Raw genomic sequence first — 19,602 nt, 5'->3', positions numbered from 1 at the left:
TATCACCTGGCCGCGCCAGGCGCTGCCACCACGCACGAGAAAATCTATCTTGACCAGCGCTTCAGAGACCATGCGCCGCTCGCTGACTTTCGAATACGATCTGGGCTTCCGGGCCTGTGGCGGCTTTATGCCCGATGACCCACCGTGATGGCCTGACGCCGGACCCCTGATGCAAGAGCGCAACGACGCCGTTCACCCCAACCCTGCGCCTGTGGCCGGCCACTCCGCGCGCCTTCATATCGACCGCGTCCGCATGGGTGTGCGCCTGCCGAATGGGCACATGGCCGCCTGGCTGGTGATGCTCGGTCTGGCCTGGGCCTGCTTCCAGCTCTGGATCGCCTCGCCGTTGCCGGAAATGCTGGGTGTGGCGGTGTTCAACCAGGCCCGGATCCGCTCGCTGCACCTGGCGTTCGCCGTGGTGCTGGCATTCCTGGCCTATCCCGCGTTTCGCGGCTCGCCCACCGATCGTGTGCCGGCAGGCGATTGGGTGTTGGCCGTGCTGGCCGGCCTGAGCGCTGGGTACCTGGCGGTCTTCTACGACTCGGTCAGCGCCCACACGGGCAACCCCAATGCAGTGGAAGTCGGGATCGCCTGCCTGGGGGTGGCGTTGTTGCTGGAAGCCACGCGGCGGGTGCTGGGCCTGCCCATGGTCTTGCTGGCCCTGCTGTTGCTCAACTACATCTTGCTGGGTGAACACATGCCCGACATGATTGCCCACCAGAGTGCCTCGGTGAGCAAGACCATGAACCACCTCTGGCTCACCACGGAAGGGGTGTTTGGGGTGGCGCTGGGGGTGTCCGCTGATCTGATTTTCCTGTTTGTGCTCTTTGGGGGCTTGCTGGAGACTGCGGGTGCGGGCAGCTATTTCATCCGCAGTGCGGTGGCATTGCTGGGGCATTTCAGGGGCGGCCCCGCCAAGGCGGCGGTGGTGGCGTCGGCCGCCACGGGCATGATTTCGGGTTCGTCCATCACCAACGTGGTCACGACCGGTCCGCTGACGATTCCCTTGATCAAGCGGGTGGGTTACGCCCCCGAGAAAGCGGCGGCGATCGAGGTGGCCGCTTCGGTCAACGGGCAGGTCATGCCGCCGGTGATGGGTGCCGCTGCATTCCTGATGGTGGAGTATGTCGGTGTGCCCTACATCGATGTGCTGAAGCACGCGTTGATCTCGGCCATGGTCTCTTACCTGGGTCTGCTCTACATCGTGCACCTGGAGGCGGTGAAAGCCGATCTGCATGGACTGCCGCGTCGGCGGGTGGCCCGGTGGCAGCACACGTTGGGCCAGTTTTCGATCGGCTTTGTGGGTGTGGTGTCGGTGCTGGCGCTGGTGTCCATCGTGGGGGCCGTCGTGCACATGCTGATGCCCCAGCGCTCGTTTGCGGTGATGGCGATTGTGCTGTTGCTGGCCTACGTGTTGTTGCTGTGGCTGAGCGCGCCGCACGCCGAAGCGGTGGCTTCGGCCGATGTGCCGATCACGAGCATGCCCGAGCTGGGCCCCACCTTGCGCTCCGGCATGCACTACCTGTTGCCCGTGGGCGCGCTGGTGTGGAATCTGGTGATCGAGCAGGTTGCGCCTACCCGCGCGGCGTTCTGGGCCACGGTGTTCCTGGGCTTCATCGTGGTCACCCAGCGACCGCTGCTGGCCTGGTTTCGCGGTGTGGGCTCGCTCAAGAATGCCGGCTGGCAAGGCGCTCAGGATCTGCTGGAGGGGCTCGCCGCGGGCGCCCGCAACATGGTCACGGTGGCCATCGCCACGGCGACCGCAGGCATCCTGGTGGGCACACTCACCTTGACGGGCGTGGGCCTGGTCATGACCGATCTGGTGACCGCGCTCTCGGGGGGCAACATCATTGTCATGCTGGTGTTGGTGGCGATGATCTGCCTGGTCCTGGGGACGGGGCTGCCCACCACCGCCAGCTACATCGTGGTGTCGACGCTGATGGCGCCGGTGATCGTGTCGATCGGTGCGCAAAACGGCTTGCTGGTTCCGCTGATCGCCGCCCACCTGTTTGTGTTCTATTTCGGCCTCATGGCCGACATCATGCCGCCCGTGGGGCTGGCGTCTTATGCAGCGGCCAGCATCGCCATTGCCAACCCGATGCGCACCGGCTGGGTGGCTGTCCGGTACTCGATGCGCATGGTGCTGTTGCCTTTTATGTTCGTGCTCAATCCGCAGCTGTTGCTCATTGGTGTGAATGGTGTGGCCCACACCTTGTTGACCCTCGCCAGCGCGACGTTGGCCGGGTTTGCATTCATCTCGGTGAACCAGGCCTGGCTGCTGGTGCGCAGCACCACGTCAGAGCGGCTGGTGATGCTGGTGGCCGTGTTCATGCTGTTCCACCCCGGCCTGTTCATGGATCCGCTGGTGGCGCCCTACCGGCAGCTGGTGGGGGATGCGGCCGAGGCGGCGCTGGTAGAGGCCCCCAAGGGTGCGCAGATGCGGGTGTTTTTCAGCGGGTCGACGCTGGAAGGTGAGGGCGTGGAGCGCGGCGTGTTGCTGCCCCTGGGCGCACAGGCCAGCAACGCGCCGTTGAGACTGGAACACAGTGGCATCAGCGCTGAACGTTCTGCTGAGGGGTTTCGGGTCCACAGCGTTGCGTTCGGCAGCCACGCGGCCAAGCTGGGCATCGAGCAGGGCTTTCGCATCGATGCGGTTGAAGTGCCCACCGACCGGCTGTCCAAGGAGTGGATGTTTTTGCCCGCACTCGCCTTGATCGGGTGGGTGGTGTGGCGGCAACGGCGGCGGCGCACGCCTGAAGTCCGCACGGCGTAAGCCGCTCCGGGCTGCACGCGTCGGGGTGGTCGGTGGGGCCTGGTGTTTTCAGGCCGCTTTGAGCACGCTGGCCGATTTGTACAGCGACTGCTTGGGGCTGGCCATCACGCGTCGCAGCATCGGCTCAAACTCGGCCAGCGGCAGCGTCTCGCCTTTGGGGTCAAATGCGGGGTTGTCGTAGAGCGCACAAAATTCGGCGGTGCGCTCGTAGGCCGGATTTGAGCGGAAGTTGTCGCGCAGATCACGGTCCAGGCCAATGTGCTGGAAAAAGTAGTAGCCCTGAAAGATCGCGTGGTGCATGACCATCCAGTGGTTCTCTTCGCTGACGAAGGGCTTGAGGACAGCTGCGCCGATGTCGGCGTGGTTGTAGCTGCCCAGGGTGTCGCCGATGTCATGCAGCAACGCACACACCACGTACTCTTCGTCTCGGCCATCCTTGAGTGCCCGGGTGGCGGTTTGCAGGCAGTGGGTGTAGCGGTCAACCGGGAAGCCGCCGTAGTCGTTTTCCAGGAGCCGCAGGTGCTGGATGACGCGGTCGGGCAATTGCCCGGCGAACCGCATGAACTCGCCTCCGATGGTTTTCCAGTCGGCGGCGGTGCTGTCTTCCATGCGGGTAAAGGTGGCGCGATGATCCATGGTGTCTCCAGTGGGTGGGTGGTGGGCTTGCCAGGCACTTCTGTGAATGCTCTCAGGCATTCTGAGACCCCCGGGGAATGTCGGCCATCCCTTGGGTGACAGTCGGCCCTCGTCCCCTTGCGGCCGTTGCCCGATGGTCTGGGCTGTTTTGGGCATGGGTGCTTGCGCTATGGCGCCGCACCCGTCGCCGGTTTCGGTGTGTGTGCCTGGGGTGGGGCCGGGGCCAAGGGCGGCTGAACGCCGCCGGTGTGCGCGCCGTGCACGTGGCCTGTGGCTTTGCGTGGTTTGGGCCCATCCCGGCGCGCCATCGAGTCGAGCTGGTTCAGGATGCCGCAGTGCCGGGCGTCTTGCGCGGTGCGACAGGTTTCGCGCAGTTCGCGCAGCTGCTTCTCCAGCGCTCGCAGCTCGCGGATGCGGTGAGCCACGTGGCCGATGTGTTCGTCCAGCAGGGCGTTGACCTCGCCACAGTCTTCGCTGGGGGCATCCTTGAAGTGCAGCAGGATGCGGATCTCGTCCAGCGTCATGTCCAGCCCGCGGCAATGGCGGATGAAGCTCAGCCGCTGCGCGTGGGCCGTTTCGTAGATGCGGTAGTTGGCCTCGGTGCGCGCTGCCTCGGGCAGCAAACCTTCGCGCTCGTAGTGGCGGATGGTGTCGATGGGCACACCGGTGGAAGCAGACAAGGCACCGATTTTCATGCGCCCAGTGTAGGGGGTTGACTCTGGAGTCGGTCCAGGGTTTTTAATAGCCCCATGAAAACCCGAACCCCTTCCCCTGCTTCGCCTGCCGACGGCGCTTGCAGCTCGGTCTGCGCTGCACCCATCGCGCTCAGCGCCCAGCCAGAAACGCCGACATCCCCCGGTGCCGTGGTGCTCAGCATTCCCTTGATGGATTGCGCGGCCGAAGAGTCCGACATTCGCCATGCGCTGGACGGCGTGGCCGGCATCCGCAGTCTGCGTTTTCACCTGACCCAGCGCACGCTGACCATCGACGCGCCTGCCGAAGTGATGCCCGCCGCTATCGACGCCGTGAACCGGGCGGGGTATCCGGCCAAGCCTGTGATGCCCGGGGAGGGGCTGGAAACGCAGGAGGCCCATGACCCTCACCACCCTGAAGATGGGCATGGGCCCGATCATGGGGTGATGCCGGTGGCGGACAGTGGCCATGGCCTCACCCGCTACGCGGCTGCACTGGCGTTCGCGGTGGGGGCCGAGTTGCTGCACTTCTTCGCGCCAGAGACGCTGGCGTGGAACATTCTGGGCATGGCCCTCGCCGCCGTGGCGATTGCGCTGGCGGGGTTTTCAACCTACGCCAAGGGGCTGGCCGCTTTGCGCCATGCGCGGTTGAATATCAACGCCCTGATGACGGTGGCGGTGACGGGGGCGTTCCTGATTGGTCAGTGGCCTGAGGCGGCGATGGTGATGGCCTTGTATGCGATTGCGGAGTGGATCGAGGCCCGGGCTGTCGACCGCGCGCGCAACGCCATCCAGGGTTTGCTCAGTCTCACGCCTGAGACCGCCGAGGTGCGGCAGGCCGATGGCGGGTGGGTGGAGCAGCCCGCCGCGTCGGTCGCGCTGGGCGTCACCATCCGCGTGAAGCCGGGCGCCCGGTTTCCGCTGGACGGCGTGATCACCACGGGCAGCAGCACTCTGGACACGAGCGCGGTGACGGGGGAGAGCTTGCCTGCGGACAAGACGGTGGGTGATGCCGTGTTTGCGGGCACCGTGAACCTGAGCAGCACACTGGAAATGCGCGTAGAAGCCGAGGCGAGCAACACGCTGATGGCCCGCATCATCGAAGCGGTCGAACAGGCCCAGGGCAGTCGCGCGCCGACCCAGCAGTTTGTGGACCGGTTTGCCCGCATCTACACGCCCGCCGTGTTTGGCCTGGCCGTGGCCGTGGTGCTGGGCTTGCCTTTGTTGATGAATGTGCCTTGGCTCACAGCGGTGTACAAAGCCTTGGTGTTGCTGGTGATTGCCTGCCCTTGTGCCTTGGTGATCTCGACCCCGGTGAGCGTGGTCAGTGGTCTGGCCTCGGCGGCGCGGCGCGGTATTCTCATCAAGGGCGGCGTGTATCTGGAAGACGCACACCGCATCCGCGCCATTGCTTTTGACAAGACGGGCACGATCACAGAGGGTCGACCGCGACTGGTGGCGAATGAAGCCGTTTCGCTATCGGCTGACGCAGCGTTGGTCCAGCGCCAGGCCGCGGCACTGGCGGGCCACTCTGACCACCCTGTTTCACAAGCCATTGCCGCTGGATTGCCTGCATCGGATGCATCGATTGAGGCCTTCACGGTTTGGCCGGGGCGCGGTGTGGCTGCCGTGGTGGATGGGCAGCGCCTGCTGCTCGGCAACCACCGCCTGATCGAAGAGCGCGGGTTGTGCAGCGCAGACCTGGAGGCCAAGATGGCCGCGCATGAAGCCCAGGGCCGAACCGTCACATTGCTGGCCAGCGAACACGAGGTGTTGGCGCTCTTTGCCGTGGCCGACACGATCAAGCCGGGGTCGCGCGATGCCCTGGCCGAACTGCGTCGGCTCGGCGTGGTCTCGGTCATGCTCACGGGCGACAACCAGACCACCGCGAAGGCGATTGCCCTGGAAGCGGGGATCGACGACGCTCGCGGGGATCTGTTGCCCGAAGACAAACTCGCCGCCATCGGGGCCATGCAGCAGCGTTATGGGTATTCGGCCATGGTGGGTGATGGCATCAACGATGCACCGGCCTTGGCGCAGGCCGACATCGGCGTCGCCATGGGTGGGGCGGGAACCGACATTGCCATGGAAGCGGCCGACGTGGTGATCATGAACGACGACCTGGGCCGGATTCCCGAGACCATCCGCCTGTCCCGGCGGACCAACACCGTTTTGCGCCAGAACATCGCACTGGCGCTGGGCATCAAGGTGATTTTTCTGGGGCTGGCGGTTTTCGACAACGCCAGCATGTGGATGGCGGTTTTTGCCGACATGGGCGCGAGCCTGCTGGTGGTGGCCAACGGCTTGCGTCTGCTGCGACACCGACCTTGAATGCTGGCTCAGGCGCGCAGGAGCAGGGCCTCCACGGAGTCGACAAAGGTGTCGGGATCGATGGGCTTCTCCATGTAGGCTTCGCAGCCCGCAGCCAGCGCAGCCTGGCGGTCGCCATGCATGGCGAATGAGGTGATCGCCATGATGGGGATGTTGGCGAGCAGGGGGTCTGCTTTCAGGCGACGGGCCACTTCGTGGCCGTCCATGACCGGCAGCTGAATGTCCAGCAGAATGGCCGCGGGATCGCAGCTGGCGGCGAGCGCCAGGCCGGTGGCACCATCGCTTGCATGGTGCATTTGCCAACCTTGCGCTTCGAGCAGAAAACTCACCAGGTAGCGGTTGTTGGGGTTGTCTTCGATCAGCAGGATGCGCTTGTTCATGCGGGGTTTTTCAAGGTAGGTGTGGCGTTGCCGAAAGCAGGGGCGGTGCGGGGCAACCAAAGCGTGAAAGTGCTGCCTTTGCCCAGTTCGCTTTGCACCTCCAGACGCCCGCCCATGAGTTCGGCCAGTTTGAGCGAAATGGCGAGGCCCAGGCCTGAGCCTTCGTGCTGTCGGGCGAGGCGGTTGTCGACCTGGCGGAACGGCTGAAACAAGATGGGCAAGTCGGCTTCAGCGATGCCGATGCCGGTGTCGGTCACCGAGACCTTGAACCACTGTTCATCGACGGCCTCGGCCTGCAGCTGGATGCCGCCGATGCGGGTGAATTTGATTGCGTTGCCCAGCAGGTTGAGCAGCACCTGCTCTGTGCGGCGCATGTCTCCCGTGGTGATGTCAACGGGGCCGATGATGTCGGTCGTCAGGCTGAGGGATGCCGCGTCAGCGAGGGGCTGGACGGTGGCCACGGTTTTCTCGATGGAGGCCCTCAGGTCAAAGGGCTCGTGGGCCACCCGCAGCTCGCCCGCTTCGATGCGTGAGATGTCGAGCACGTCGTTCACCAGGGCCAACAGGTTGCGAGCGCTTTCGCGCACGATGCCCATTTGAAAGGCCTGCTCGTCGTTGAGCGGCCCCGCCAGGCGCTTGAGCAAGATGCCGGTGAAACCAATCACAGAGTTCAGTGGTGTGCGCAACTCGTGGCTCATGGATGCCAGGAACGCGGACTTGATGTGGTCTGCGGCTTCGGCTTTCTGTTTGGCCACCGCAAGTTCAGCGATTTGCCGGTTGCGCGCGGTCACATCGCGAAAGATGCCCCGGCTGGACACGGATTTTCCATCAACCATTTTTTGGGTGATGTTGCCTTCCACCTCGATGCGCTCCTTGTCTCGGGTGAGCAGCACCATTTGCACCAGAGCATGATTCTCGCCCTGCATGCTCTTCTCGCGCAAGGCTGCGGCATAGGGCTGGCATTCTGGAGCGATCACCTCCATCAAAGGCTTGGCGTTGGCCTCTTGGGCCGTGTAACCCAGGGTTTTGCACCAGCTCGCGTTGACATACACAAACTCTTGCGAGAGATCGAGCACGTAGATCAGATCGCTGGCGTGGTCGAACAGGTCCCGGAAGCGTTCCTCGCTTTCGCGCAGCTGGCGCTGGGTTTCGTGGCGCTCGGTGATGTCCAGCACCGAGGCCAATACGTAGCGGCCCTCGGGAAAAGCCAGGGGACTCAGTCGAATCTCCACTGGAATCGGGCGCCCTGTCTGGTGCCGGGCCACCACGTCTCGAGCGAGGTTCATCTGCCGGCCAGGCGATTGCGACGCGATGTAGTCGTCGCGCAATTTGATGTGAGCGGCTGTGCTGTGTTCGGGTAGCAAGAGCTCGATGGGTTGCCCCAACAGCTCATTCTGTGTGTACCCGAACAGCGCCACCGCGTTCGCCGTCGCCTGCGCGATCCGCCCTTGCTGATCGACCAGCAGCAAAGCGTTGGGGGAGGTGTCGACCATGGTGCGAAAGCGCTGCGCAGCTTCGTCGCGCTCGGCGTGGGCATCGGCCAGCTGACGGCTCATCTGGGTTCTGAGCGTGATTTCTTGTCGCAGCCTGCGGTTGTGCCCGTAAAACGCCAGGTAGCCAGCGCTGGCGAACGCGGCAAGGAGCAAGCCCCACATCAGCACCCACCGGGTGGCTATCCCTCCTTCGACGTGGGCGCCCACCCATTGGCGTCGGACCCGGGCCGCCTCTTCGTTGCTGATGCTGGACAGGACCGTATTCAAGATCGGTCGAAGCGGCGCATAGCGGGGGGACACGGCAATGTGCAGCTTCATCGGAAGCTCTGAGAGCGGCCCGGCGTAGCTCAGGCCATGCAGACCCGCCTCTTCGATGGAGCGCAGCGCCGATGAGGTTTCGGCCACCATGTAGACGGCATCGCGGCTGAGCACGGCTTGTGCGGCTTGCGCGATGGAGGCGCGTGGTACGCGCACAATGCGTGGGAAGCCGCTCAACACTTCGTTGGCGTAGCCCTCCTGACTCACGGCGACCTGGCTGTCGAGCAGCCCGCTCAGATCGCCGAGGAAGACTTCTCCGCGCGGGACAAAAACGCCCAGTGCCGTCACGAAATAGGGCTCAGTCAGGTCGGCAGCGAGGGCCGCCGGCGTGGCGCTGTTGACCGCGGCAATCAGGTCGACGTCCCCTTGCTGGTACAGCTGTATCAGGTCCGACATGTGATCCGCGACGACCAGCCGGGTTTTGAGGCCCGTGCGCTGGCGGATCAGGGTGAGCGTGTCTTCTGACACGCCGACATGTTTGCCGTCTGGGTTGATGAAGTCAAACGGGGGGCGGTTGCTCAACACACCCACCCGCAGCTCGGGCAGCTTGGCCAGCAGGGTGCGGTCGTGCGGGGTCAGGGTTGCGGTGGGCGTGATCAGTTGATCGTGTGTGATCGGAATCCAGCGCGCGAAGATGGCTTGCATCCGATCGGGGGGGATGCTGGCAAGGGCTTTGTCGAGCAGCGGGGCCAACGGTGCCCAGTCGCTGCGGACCGCAAAATTTTGCCCGTTGTCTGGATCAAAAACGGTGTTGACCGCCAGGTTGGACAAACCGCTCTGGCTGGCCAGGTAGGTGTTGATACCCACCACGCCCACGTAGGCCTCGGCCGTGCCCGCTGAGACGGCCAGCAAACCGGCCAGCGGGGTGTCAACGAAGACCGGCGTCGCGCCGGGCACCCGGTCCAAAAAGGCCCGGGTGGATGAGTAGGCCTTGACCAGCGCCACCCGCTGACCGCTCAGGGCCTCGGTATTCCGCAACCGAACGGCGTCGCTGCGGGTCATGATGACGGTGGGCGTGGGCAGGTACTTCTTCGAAAAAGCCAGGTAGGCCTCGCGCTCGGGGCTGCGGTTGGCGGTGGTGATCAGGTCCAGCTTGCGCAGGCGGGCCGCCTCCAGGATGTCGGGCCAGCTCAGGTTGCGCACGGGCTCAAAGCGCACGCCCAGTTGTTGCGCCACCAACGCGCTGATTTCTGCGGCAATGCCGGCAGGCTGGTCGTCGGGGCCGAAGAATGCATAGGGGGCGTAGGCTGGGTCAACGCCGATGCGGATCACCGGGTGTTGATCCAGCCATGCCTGTTCTTCGGCACCCAGCAAAAGGGGGGGCAACGCCGTCACAGGGGCGGGTGTGCCTGGCGCCTGCGCCCATGCAGCAGTCCAGCCGAGCAAGAGCATGGCCATCCAGCCCTTCCCGCGCAGACGAAGGTGTGCCATTTTTTTCATCAACGCGCCAGCCACCGGGGCGGTGAGCGCGGAGGATTCAAGGGGCATGACTGGGCGGGGCGGGCTCAAGGGGGGCGAGCAAATGGCGCAGGCGGTCCGCGAGCTCTTCCGGTACCCGCTCCTTGTGGACCAGGGTCTGGATCTGGATAGCGTGGGCTTGCCGGGTGAGCTCGGCATCAATGTAGCCCGAGACAATGGCAATGGGCAGATCTCCGCGAATCGATTGCACCCGGCGGGCCAGCTCCAGGCCGGACATGCCGGGCATGTTGAAGTCGGTGACCATCAGGTCGAAGTCGTGGGCATGCGCCCGAACCGCCGCCAGGGCCTGTTCGGCGTGTGTGAACGCTGTGACCCGGAACCCTTCGCGGGACAACAAGGTCTGCGCCAGCAGGGCCACAGGCTCGTCGTCGTCGACGTACAAGACCCGTGGAGAGCCTCTCAGCGCCGCCGGGCGCACCGCTGACGTGGCCGTGGGCGCTGCCAGGCCGCGCGCCTCTAGTACCGGAAAGTAGAGGTGAAAGGTGGTGCCCAGCTGGGGCTGGCTTTCTACCACGATGGCGCCATGGTGCACGCCCACGATGCTGCGCACGGCAGACAGACCCAGGCCCGTGCCCTGACCCGTGGGCTTGGTCGTGAAGAAGGGCTCGAAGATGCGGGCCCGTACACCGGGCGCCATGCCCATGCCGTTGTCTTTGATCCAGAGATGGGCAAACTGGCCGGGCGGCAGGTCCGCCGGGCGTGCCAGGTCTTTCAGTTCAAACACCCGGATATCCAGACCGGTCTCGATGCGGGCGGCCTCGGCCGGCGCCGCATGCCAGGCGTTGGTGTAGAGGTTGATCAGCACCTGTTGCAGTTGGGTGGCGTCGGCGCTCACGTGCACGGGCGCTTCTTGCAGTGCCTGCTGGAGCGAGATGCTCGCGGGCAGCGTGGCGGTGGCGATGGCCAGGGCTTCCTGCACCACATCTTGCAAGACCACATCTTTGCGTGCCGTGGGCTGAGGGCGGCTGAAGCTCAGAATGCGCTGCACCAGTTCGCGTGCGCGCTTGCCGGCCTTCTGAATCTGATTCAGGTATTCGGCCGCGTCGCCTGTGGGCGGGATCTCTTCGCGCATCAGCAGCGAGAAGCCCAGAATGGCCGCCACGATGTTGTTGAAGTCGTGGGCGATGCCACTGGCCAGCGTGCCGACAGCCTGGAGTTTCTGGGTCTCCCGCAACTGCGCTTCCAGCTCGTCCCTGCGCTGATCGGCCAGCTTGCGCCGGGTGATGTCGGTGTAGATGGCCACGTACTGTGTGACGGGGGTGTGCGGCCCTTTCATGGGGACGATGGTGGCGTCCACCCAGAACAGCGAGCCGTCCTTGGCACGGTTGCACACCTCGCTTTTCCAGACATCACCGGTACGCAGGGTGTTCCACAGGTGCTGGTAGGTCGTTGGCCCGTGCAGGCCCGAGCGCAGCAGGCGGTGGTTTTGGCCCAGCAGCTCTGCGCGGCTGTAGCCAGACACCGCGCAAAAGCGGTCGTTGACATAGGTGATGTTGCCTGCCTCGTCGGCGGTCGAGAGCAGGGCATGGGCGTTCATCGCCGTCTGCAGGCTGGCCACCACCGCTTGTGAGGTTTGGTACGCAGCCTCTGCTGCCTTTTGCGCACTGAGGTCGCGCAGGGTGACGTTGGCCAGGGTTTCGCCTGCTGCCGTGCGGTACACAACGCTGCTGAGTTCGACGGGAAAAGGGGTGCCGTCCTTGCGCAGAGCCGTTGCTTCGCCTCGCATGCGACCGGTGGCTTCCCGAACGGCCAGCAGGGCATGGAGGCGGGCATCGGACTCATCGAACAGATCGGAGCGACGGACGCAGAGAATTTCCGCTTCCGTGCGTCCAAAGCCTTCGCAGGCCGCTCGGTTGGCCCAGTGCACGACGCTGCCCGGTTCCGTTTGCAGGATCATGTCCAGGCTGTGGTCGGCCAGGGCGCGGAACTGCCTCTCGGTTGTTTGCAGGGCGCGGATCGCCTGTTCCCGCTCGGCCGCCAGAGCCTCCATCTCTTGCGAGCGCTTTTCCAGTTTTCGAACCAGGTAAGCGTTGTAGATGGTCAGCCCTTGCTCGGGCTCAAGCGCTGGCGTTGGGGCTGTGCTCGGGGCTCCCTCGCGTGCTTCGACGATGGTCTTGTCCACAAAGGCCAGCAAATCGTCTGCTTCCATGGGCTTGACGATGAAGGCATCGGCTCCGATGTCGCGCGCCAGGCGGGCATCTTCGGGGTCGGTGTAGGTGGCGGTGTAGACGATGCTGGGAATGCCTTTGAGCGTTGGGTCGGCTTTCCATTGCCGCAGCAAGGCGTAGCCATCCATCTCGGGCATGAGCAAATCGGTGATGAGGATGTCTGGCGTGCACTGGCGTGCCTTCACCAGGGCCTCAACGCCGTGTTGTGCCTCATCAACGGCATAGCCACTGCTCTCCAGCAGCTGGCGCAACAAATACAGGTTGGACGCGTTATCGTCGACAACCAAAACACGTTTCATGACGCTCCCGAAGCTGGCGGGGCAAATGCGCGAGAAAAGCTTCAGCGCTGACTTGCCGGGGTTCACAAGGTGATACCCAACGCATATTACGTCCGTTTACGTTTTTTGAATCCTGACCCGTGTCAGAAACAGGTCACGGGGTGGGCTGCTCAAGGTCTGGAACGCATTGATGCATTCAGGTGGATGGCGAGTGCATTTGTGCCAGGGCCGCACGGACGATGCTGGCGGCATCCACGGCAAAGAAGGCTCGCAGGGCCGCCCGGGTATCGCTGCGGCCAAAGCCGTCGGTGCCCAGCGTGGTGTACGCACGGTCGGCAGGCAGCCAGGCCCGCACGCTCTCGGGCACGGCGCGCACGTAGTCGGTGGCCGCGATGATGGGCCCTTGGCTGCTGGCCAGTTGTCGGGCGACATAGGCTGTGCGGTCCGTGCTCGCTGCACCGTCGCGGGCCAGCTCGCTCCAGCTGGTGACGCTGAACACGTGCACCTCAAAACCGGTTTGAGCCAGCTGCTCGGCGGCGATCACCACCTCGGTCAGGATGGCGCCCGAGCCCATGAGGGTGACGTGTTTTTTGGTTGGATCGCTCTTGCGACCTGTGGGCGGGTAGACCCCCAGCTTGTAGCAACCGCGCACCACGCCTTCTTCGGCGCCGGCTGGCAAGCTCGGCTGCGCGTAGTTGGCGTTCATCATGGTGACGTAATAGAACACGTCTTTCTGCTCAACCAGCATCTCGCGCATGCCGTGGTCGATGATGACGGCCAGCTCGCCGGCGTAGGCCGGGTCGTAGGCTTTGCAGTTGGGGACAGTGGCGGCGATCAGGTGGCTGGTGCCGTCCTGGTGTTGCAGGCCTTCGCCACTGAGCGTGGTGCGCCCCGAGGTGGCGCCCAGCAGGAAGCCGCGGGCGCGTTGGTCGGCGGCGGCCCAGATCTGGTCGCCCACGCGCTGGAAGCCAAACATCGAGTAATAGATGTAGAAGGGCAGCATGGCCATGCCGTGCACGCTGTAGCTGGTGGCGGCGGCCGTCCAGCTGGCGAGCGCGCCGGCTTCTGAAATGCCTTCTTCGAGGATCTGTCCGTCCATGGCTTCGCGGTAGCTCAGCACCGAGCCGATGTCTTCGGGCGCGTAGCGCTGGCCGACGCTCGAGTAAATGCCCACCTGCTTGAACAAGTTGGCCATGCCGAAGGTGCGCGCTTCGTCGGCCACGATGGGCACGATGCGCGGGCCCAGCTCACGGTCTTTGAGCAGGGTGCCCAGCATGCGCACGAAGGCCATGGTGGTGCTCATTTCCTTGCCGTCGGCCTGCAGCGCGAAATGGGCATATTGCGCCACGGGCGGCACGTTCACGACCTCGGCAGCGGTGTGCCTTTTGGGCACAAAACCACCCAGTTGCTGGCGCCGTTGGTGCAGGTACAGCATCTCGGGGCTGTCGTCAGCGGGTTTGTAAAAATCCAGATGCTTCACCTGCTCATCGGTCAAGGGCAGGTTGAAACGGTTGCGAAACGCGATGAGGTCGGTTTCGTCGAATTTCTTGTGGCTGTGCGTGGTCATCTTGCCCTGACCGGCGCTGCCCATGCCGTAGCCCTTTTTGGTCTGGGCCAGGATCACCGTGGGCTGGCCCTTGTGGGCGGCCGCAGCCGCGTAGGCGGCGTGGATTTTTACAAGATCGTGGCCGCCGCGCTTCAGGCGGTCGATCTGCTCGTCGGTCATGCCCTGGGCCAGGCGCTGCAGCGCTTCGTTCTGGCCAAAGAAGTTGTCGCGGTTAAAGCGGCCGTCTTTGGCGGCAAAGGTTTGCATCTGGCCGTCCACCGTGTTGGCGAAGGCGCGGGTGAGGGCGCCGGTGGTGTCGCGGGCGAAGAGGCCGTCCCAGTCGGAGCCCCACACCAGTTTGATCACGTTCCAGCCGGCGCCGGCGAAGAGTTTTTCCAGCTCGTCGATGATGCGGCCGTTGCCTCGCACCGGGCCGTCGAGGCGTTGCAGATTGCAGTTGACGACCCAGACCAGGTTGTCCAGGCCTTCGCGCGCGGCGAGGGTGAGCGCGCTCATGCTCTCGGGCTCGTCCATCTCGCCGTCGCCGAACACGCCCCACACCTTGCGGCCTTCGTTGTTGAGCAGCTGGCGGTGTGAGAGGTAGCGCATGAAGCGCGCGTGGTAGATCGAGCTGATGGGGCCGATGCCCATGGAGCCGGTGGGGAACTGCCAGAAATCGGGCATCAGGTACGGATGCGGGTAGCTGCACAGGCCGCGCGCCAGGCCGCTGGCGGCGGCGGTTTCGGGCGCTTGAGCGGCGCCGGCCAAAGCGGCTGGCGAGGTGAGTTCCTGGCGGTAGTGCAGCAGGTCGTCGGTGCTCAGGCGGCCTTCGAGGTAGGCGCGGGCGTAGACGCCGGGTGCGCTGTGCGGCTGGTAAAAAACGAGATCGCCCAAATGGTTGGCCCCCACGCTGGCCACGGCGTGTGCTGCGCTGCCCCCCAGGGGGGCTGTTTCACCTTGGGGCGGCCCGGCGGTGAAACTGGCGCTCTCTGTGCGGCCATGGAAGAAGTGGTTGTTGCCCACTTCAAACAGATCGGCCGCGCTGGCGTAACTGGCGATGTGGCCGCCAAGCTCGCCGTAGGCCTGATTGGCCTTGACGACCATGGCCAAGGCGTTCCAGCGCATGAGTGAACCCAGCCGTTCTTCGATCGCCAGGTCGCCAGGGAACACGGGCTGCTGGTCCACCGCAATGGTGTTGACATAGGGGGTGTTCAGCTCGGGCTGCCAGCCCACACGCTGTGCCCGTGCCAGCCGCGCCATCTCGTCGAGCATGAAGCGTGCACGTTCTGGCCCTTGTGAGGCCAGTAACGCGTTGAACGCTTCGCGCCACTCCGCTGTTTCGGAGGGGTCGGCATCGCCTTCTGGGGTATTGAGGTAGCGGGCTTGGCTGGCGTCAGTCATGTGTAACTGTAGAGGTTTGAGCACCAAATGTGCATTTGAATCTTGCTGATTTTTAGTATGAAACGGCATAAACTGCTTCAAATATCGTTTTTGAAAGTGTTTATGTCTTTGGATGCGATTGATATCCACATATTGTCTGAGTTGCAGCAAGACGGCTCACTCAGCAACGTGGAGTTGGCACGGCGGGTAAACCTGTCGCCTTCGCCTTGCCTGGTGCGGGTCAAGGCGCTGGAAACCCAGGGAGTGATCCAAGGGTATGTGGCGCTGGCCGACCCAAAAGCCCTGGGCTTGGGGCTCAGCGTGTTCATTTCCATCAGCCTGAAAGAACAGTCCAAAGAAGCGCTGGCCGAATTTGAGCGGCGCATCGCCGAACACGACGAGGTGATGGAGTGTTACCTGATGTCGGGTGACAGCGACTACCTGATCCGTGTGGCTGTGGCCGATATCGGCGCGCTGGAGCGTTTCATCCTGGAGCAGCTGTCGCCGATTCCAGGCATTGAAAAAATCCGCTCCAGCTTCGCACTCAAGCAGGTGCGTTACAAGACGGCGTTGCCGCTACCGGTGCCCGCTCGCTGACCGCGCCGTTGATCGCGCCCATGGCCGTGACCAAGTCGAGCGCTTGCTCGATGTCGGCCACGATGTCGCAGAGGTCTTCCAGACCGATTGACAGGCGCACCAGGCCTTCGCTGATGCCGTGAGCCGCGCGCTCTTCAGGCGTGTAGGTGGAGTGGGTCATGCTGGCCGGGTGCTGGGCCAGGCTCTCGGCATCGCCCAGGCTGACGGCGCGGGTGATGAGGCGCAAAGCATCCATGAAGCGCACACCGGCTTCCAGCCCGCCGTGCAGCTCAAACGCCACCATGCCGCCGAACTGGCGCATCTGTCGCTTGGCCAGCGCGTGCTGGGGGAAGCTGGGCAGGCCGGGGAAATGCACAGCGCTGGTGGCGGGGTGGCGCTCCAGCAGCTCGGCAATCTTTTGGGCGTTCTGGCAATGGCGGTCCATGCGCAGCGTGAGCGTCTTGAGGCCGCGCATCACTTGCTGGGCGTCGGGGGCGCTCATCACCGCGCCGGTCATGTCTTTCAGGCCATAGAGCCGCACGTGTTTGGCCAGTTCGGCGTCGGCAAAGATGGCGGCACCTGCCGTCAAATCACCGTGGCCGCCCAGGTATTTGGTCATGGAGTGCACGCTCACATCGGCGCCCAGCAACAGGGGCTGCTGCAGGTAGGGTGTGCAATAGGTGTTGTCGACCACCAGCTTGGCGCCGCCGGCGTGGGCAATGTTGGCCACGGCTGCGATGTCGGCCAGGCGCATGTTGGGGTTGGCCGGGGATTCGCAGTAGACCACCTTGGTCTGGGGGCTCATGGCCGCTTGCAGTTGGGCCAGATCGCGCATGTCGACATGGCGCACTTTCACCCCAAACTTCGTCAGGCCGTGGGACATGAAAGAAAAGGTGCAGCCGTACAAAGTAAGGTCGGCCAGCACCTCGTCGCCCGGTGCCAGCATGGACCACAGCGTGGCCGTGATGGCGCCCATGCCCGAGCCGAACACCACGGCCGCGGCGCCTTGCTCCAGGCTGGCCAGGCGGCCTTCGAGCAGGGCCAGGGTGGGGTTGGCGATGCGCGTGTAGAAGTAGCCCGATTCTTCGCCTGAGAAGCAGCGGGCGCCGTAGCCGGTGTCGGGGAAGGCAAACGTGGCCGAGGTGTACAGCGGCGGCACCAGCGCACCTTGGTGGTCGAGCGGGTCGTAGCCGTGGTGGATGGCGCGGGTACTGAAACCGCCGGATGTGTGCTGGCTCATGTGAGGTTCCTCAAGAAGGTTTTGGGCTGCTGCGCCTAAAATTTTGATCCTTCGTGCGCGGCAATATTTTCTTCATTTGTGTTGTGATTTGACTATTTGAGGTAAAAACTGCCCATAAACATTAATTTATAAGTATTTTCAACCCCATGTCATTCAAGCCCGACGCTGTTGATCGCCAACTGCTCACCGCCCTGCAAAAAAACGGGCGCACCACCGTGGGCGAACTGGCCGAGTTGGTGTCTTTGTCGCCATCGCCTTGCTGGCGGCGTGTGCGTCAGCTGGAAGACCGCGGTGTGATCGCGGGCTACCACGCCCGCCTGGACCGCAAGCTGCTGGGTTACGGTGTGTTGGGCTTTGTGCACCTCGCCATGCACGACCACACCCCTGAGAAGGGCGATGCCTTTGAGCGCGAAGTGGTGGCCTTGCCGCAGATCCTGTCGTGCCACAACCTCTCGGGCCGCTTCGACTACCAGCTCGAAGTGGTCGCGCAGGATCTGGAGGCATTTGCCGAATTTGTGCGCAACAACATCCGGGGATTGCCGGGGGTGCGCGAGATCTCGACCAGCTTCTCGCTCAAGGAAGTGAAGCGGTCTTATGAAGTGCCTGTGAACTGACACCCCAGCGGCGGCTGCGCTATGCCCCGACAATGGCGGTTGTGCGGCCCATCGCCCTCGCTGTTTGCCACGGATTGTTCATGCTGAAATACCTCACCGTTCCCGTTACCCAGTTCGCCCAGAATTGCTCCATCGTCTGGTGCGACCAGACCCTGGACGCCGCCATCATCGACCCCGGTGGTGATCTGGATCGGCTGCAAGCCGAAGTCAAACGCCTGGGTGTCACGCTCAAAGCCATCTGGCTCACCCACGCCCACATCGACCACGCAGGCGGTACCGCCGAGCTCGTCGAGCGTTTGAGCCTGCCCATCATCGGTCCGCACCCTGGCGACCAGTTCTGGATCGATGGCATGGTGCAGCAAGGCAAGATGTTTGGTTTCCCGCGCTGTGAACCCTTCACGCCCACGCAGTGGCTGGACGATGGCGATACGGTGCAGATCGGCCGGAGCACGCTCAACGTGCGCCACTGTCCTGGCCACACGCCCGGTCATGTCGTCTTCCACTCGCCCGAAGCCAAGCGCGCTTTCGTGGGCGACGTGTTGTTCGCCGGCGGCATCGGCCGCACCGACTTCCCCCAGGGCAACCAGCAGCAGCTGATCGCCAGCATCAAAGAGCGCCTGTGGCCCATGGGCGACGACACCGTGTTCATCCCTGGGCACGGACCCGAGAGCACGATCGGCGAAGAGCGCCGGTTCAATCCGTACGTGCGCTGAGGACCATTGGGGGAGGCGTCAGCTTTTGCGCGCCGCCTCGTACAGCTTCATCACCTTGGGCACATTCGCCTGCAGCTGCCGGATCCGGTCCGGCCCGCTGGGGTGGGTGGAAAGGAAAGACAGGCCGCTCTTGCCATTGGCTTCGGCCATTTTTTGCCACAAGCTCACGCTGGCCGAAGGCGCATAAGCAGCGCGAGCAGCCAGCTCCAGGCCCACCAGATCCGCTTCGGTTTCGTCCTCGCGGCTGAAGCGCAAGGTCAGCAGCTGCGTACCCAGGCTTGCCGCCGCGTCGCCCAGATTGCCCAGCCCCAGCAGACTGGACAGCACCGAAAGACCCAGGCCAGTGGCCTGGGTCTTGGCCAGCCGCTCCCGCGCGTGTTCGCGCAAGGCATGGGCCATTTCGTGGCCCATGATCATCGCGGCCTCATCGTCGCTCAGGCGCAGCTTGTCCAGGATGCCGGTGTAGAAGGCGATTTTGCCGCCGGGCATGCAAAACGCGTTGATCTGGTCGCTCTGGATCAGATTGACTTCCCAATTCCAGGCACTGGCCCGCCCATTCCAGGGCGTGCTTTGCGGGATCAGCCGCTGGGCCATGTTGCGCAGCCGCCTGACTTGTGGATGACTGGCCGGCAGCAACACCCTTTTTTGCCGCGCTTCCTGGATCAACTCACCGTATTGCTGGGTGGCGGCGCCTTCCAGTTCGGCGGCGGGCACCAGCTTTCGCATGGAGGAGGCTTTGCCCACGTCGACCTGGGCCATGGCCGGCGCAGCAGCCGTGCCGACCGTGGCCGCCCCGACCAGCAGGAAGGCGCGCCGTGACGACCACCGGGTCGAATGGACGGATTCAGAGGGGGAGGGAGACTTCAGATCGCAGAGCAGGCACATCGCTCAATAATAGTCACACCTGTGACCGCTGAGCGGCTTCCGTGCCCATGGCCCTGCGTTGGCTTTGGCAAAGGATTGTTTCGCCGCTCAAACGCGCCTG

The 19,602-nt window shown here is 64.1% G+C and carries 13 protein-coding genes; 5 read left to right on the top strand and 8 right to left on the bottom strand.

The window, feature by feature from the left end:
* The first annotated feature begins 169 nt into the window (after positions 1-169).
* Entirely contained in the window at positions 170-2,773 is a 2,604-nt protein-coding gene (locus E5678_RS16275) for a TRAP transporter permease (protein ID WP_136179493.1), read from the top strand.
* A gap of 48 nt (positions 2,774-2,821) precedes the next feature.
* On the opposite strand, the gene E5678_RS16270 is transcribed toward E5678_RS16275, so the two are convergent.
* Positions 2,822-3,409 (bottom strand): HD domain-containing protein, encoded by a 588-nt coding sequence (locus E5678_RS16270; RefSeq protein ID WP_136179492.1) that lies wholly within the window; start codon positions 3,407-3,409, stop codon positions 2,822-2,824.
* 167 nt (positions 3,410-3,576) lie between these two features.
* Positions 3,577-4,104: a Cd(II)/Pb(II)-responsive transcriptional regulator gene (gene cadR / locus E5678_RS16265; protein ID WP_136179491.1), complete on the bottom strand. Its 528-nt coding sequence runs from the start codon at positions 4,102-4,104 to the stop codon at positions 3,577-3,579.
* Between the two features lie 189 nt (positions 4,105-4,293).
* Here cadR and E5678_RS16260 point away from each other — a divergent pair, with 189 nt between their 5' ends.
* The gene (locus E5678_RS16260) at positions 4,294-6,432 is read left to right on the top strand and encodes a cation-translocating P-type ATPase (protein ID WP_136180821.1); all 2,139 of its coding nucleotides are present in this window, start codon (positions 4,294-4,296) and stop codon (positions 6,430-6,432) included.
* Between the two features lie 8 nt (positions 6,433-6,440).
* On the opposite strand, the gene E5678_RS16255 is transcribed toward E5678_RS16260, so the two are convergent.
* From E5678_RS16255 to aceE, 4 genes are all read right to left on the bottom strand, one after another.
* A complete protein-coding gene (locus tag E5678_RS16255) occupies positions 6,441-6,812 on the bottom strand; it encodes a response regulator (protein ID WP_136179490.1) in 372 nt (123 codons plus the stop codon).
* The gene (locus tag E5678_RS16250; protein WP_168708586.1) at positions 6,809-10,111 is read right to left on the bottom strand and encodes a transporter substrate-binding domain-containing protein; all 3,303 of its coding nucleotides are present in this window, start codon (positions 10,109-10,111) and stop codon (positions 6,809-6,811) included. Before E5678_RS16250 ends, E5678_RS16255 begins: the two co-directional genes overlap by 4 nt.
* A complete protein-coding gene (locus E5678_RS16245; protein ID WP_136179488.1) occupies positions 10,101-12,569 on the bottom strand; it encodes a response regulator in 2,469 nt (822 codons plus the stop codon). The genes E5678_RS16250 and E5678_RS16245 overlap by 11 nt, the downstream gene beginning before the upstream one ends.
* Before the next feature lie 175 nt (positions 12,570-12,744).
* Complete coding sequence (gene aceE, locus E5678_RS16240) at positions 12,745-15,495, bottom strand: pyruvate dehydrogenase (acetyl-transferring), homodimeric type (RefSeq protein WP_136179487.1); 2,751 nt, start codon at positions 15,493-15,495, stop codon at positions 12,745-12,747.
* Positions 15,496-15,597: 102 nt separating this feature from the next.
* Between aceE and E5678_RS16235 the strand changes: the two genes are divergently transcribed.
* Positions 15,598-16,071 carry an Lrp/AsnC family transcriptional regulator gene (locus E5678_RS16235; protein ID WP_136179486.1) on the top strand — a complete coding sequence of 158 codons (474 nt, stop codon included), beginning with the start codon at positions 15,598-15,600 and terminating at the stop codon, positions 16,069-16,071.
* Here the strand turns inward: E5678_RS16235 and E5678_RS16230 are convergent.
* On the bottom strand, positions 16,019-17,290 hold the full coding sequence (locus tag E5678_RS16230) for a methionine gamma-lyase (RefSeq protein WP_136179485.1): 1,272 nt from the start codon (positions 17,288-17,290) through the stop codon (positions 16,019-16,021). The genes E5678_RS16235 and E5678_RS16230 overlap by 53 nt on opposite strands.
* 146 nt (positions 17,291-17,436) lie before the next feature.
* Here E5678_RS16230 and E5678_RS16225 point away from each other — a divergent pair, with 146 nt between their 5' ends.
* Both E5678_RS16225 and E5678_RS16220 read left to right on the top strand, forming a co-directional pair.
* A complete protein-coding gene (locus tag E5678_RS16225; protein ID WP_136179484.1) occupies positions 17,437-17,904 on the top strand; it encodes an Lrp/AsnC family transcriptional regulator in 468 nt (155 codons plus the stop codon).
* Positions 17,905-17,984: 80 nt separating this feature from the next.
* Complete coding sequence (locus E5678_RS16220; RefSeq protein WP_136179483.1) at positions 17,985-18,617, top strand: MBL fold metallo-hydrolase; 633 nt, start codon at positions 17,985-17,987, stop codon at positions 18,615-18,617.
* An 18-nt stretch (positions 18,618-18,635) separates the two neighbouring features.
* Here the strand turns inward: E5678_RS16220 and E5678_RS16215 are convergent, their stop codons facing one another.
* Positions 18,636-19,502 (bottom strand): M48 family metallopeptidase, encoded by an 867-nt coding sequence (locus E5678_RS16215; RefSeq protein WP_136179482.1) that lies wholly within the window; start codon positions 19,500-19,502, stop codon positions 18,636-18,638.
* Between the last annotated feature and the right edge of the window lie 100 nt (positions 19,503-19,602).

Source organism: Hydrogenophaga sp. PAMC20947, assembly GCF_004795855.1.
Taxonomy (GTDB): Bacteria; Pseudomonadota; Gammaproteobacteria; order Burkholderiales; family Burkholderiaceae_C; genus Hydrogenophaga.
The sequence above is the reverse complement of the archived record's forward strand: the minus strand, read 5'-3'. Positions and strand labels throughout refer to the sequence as shown.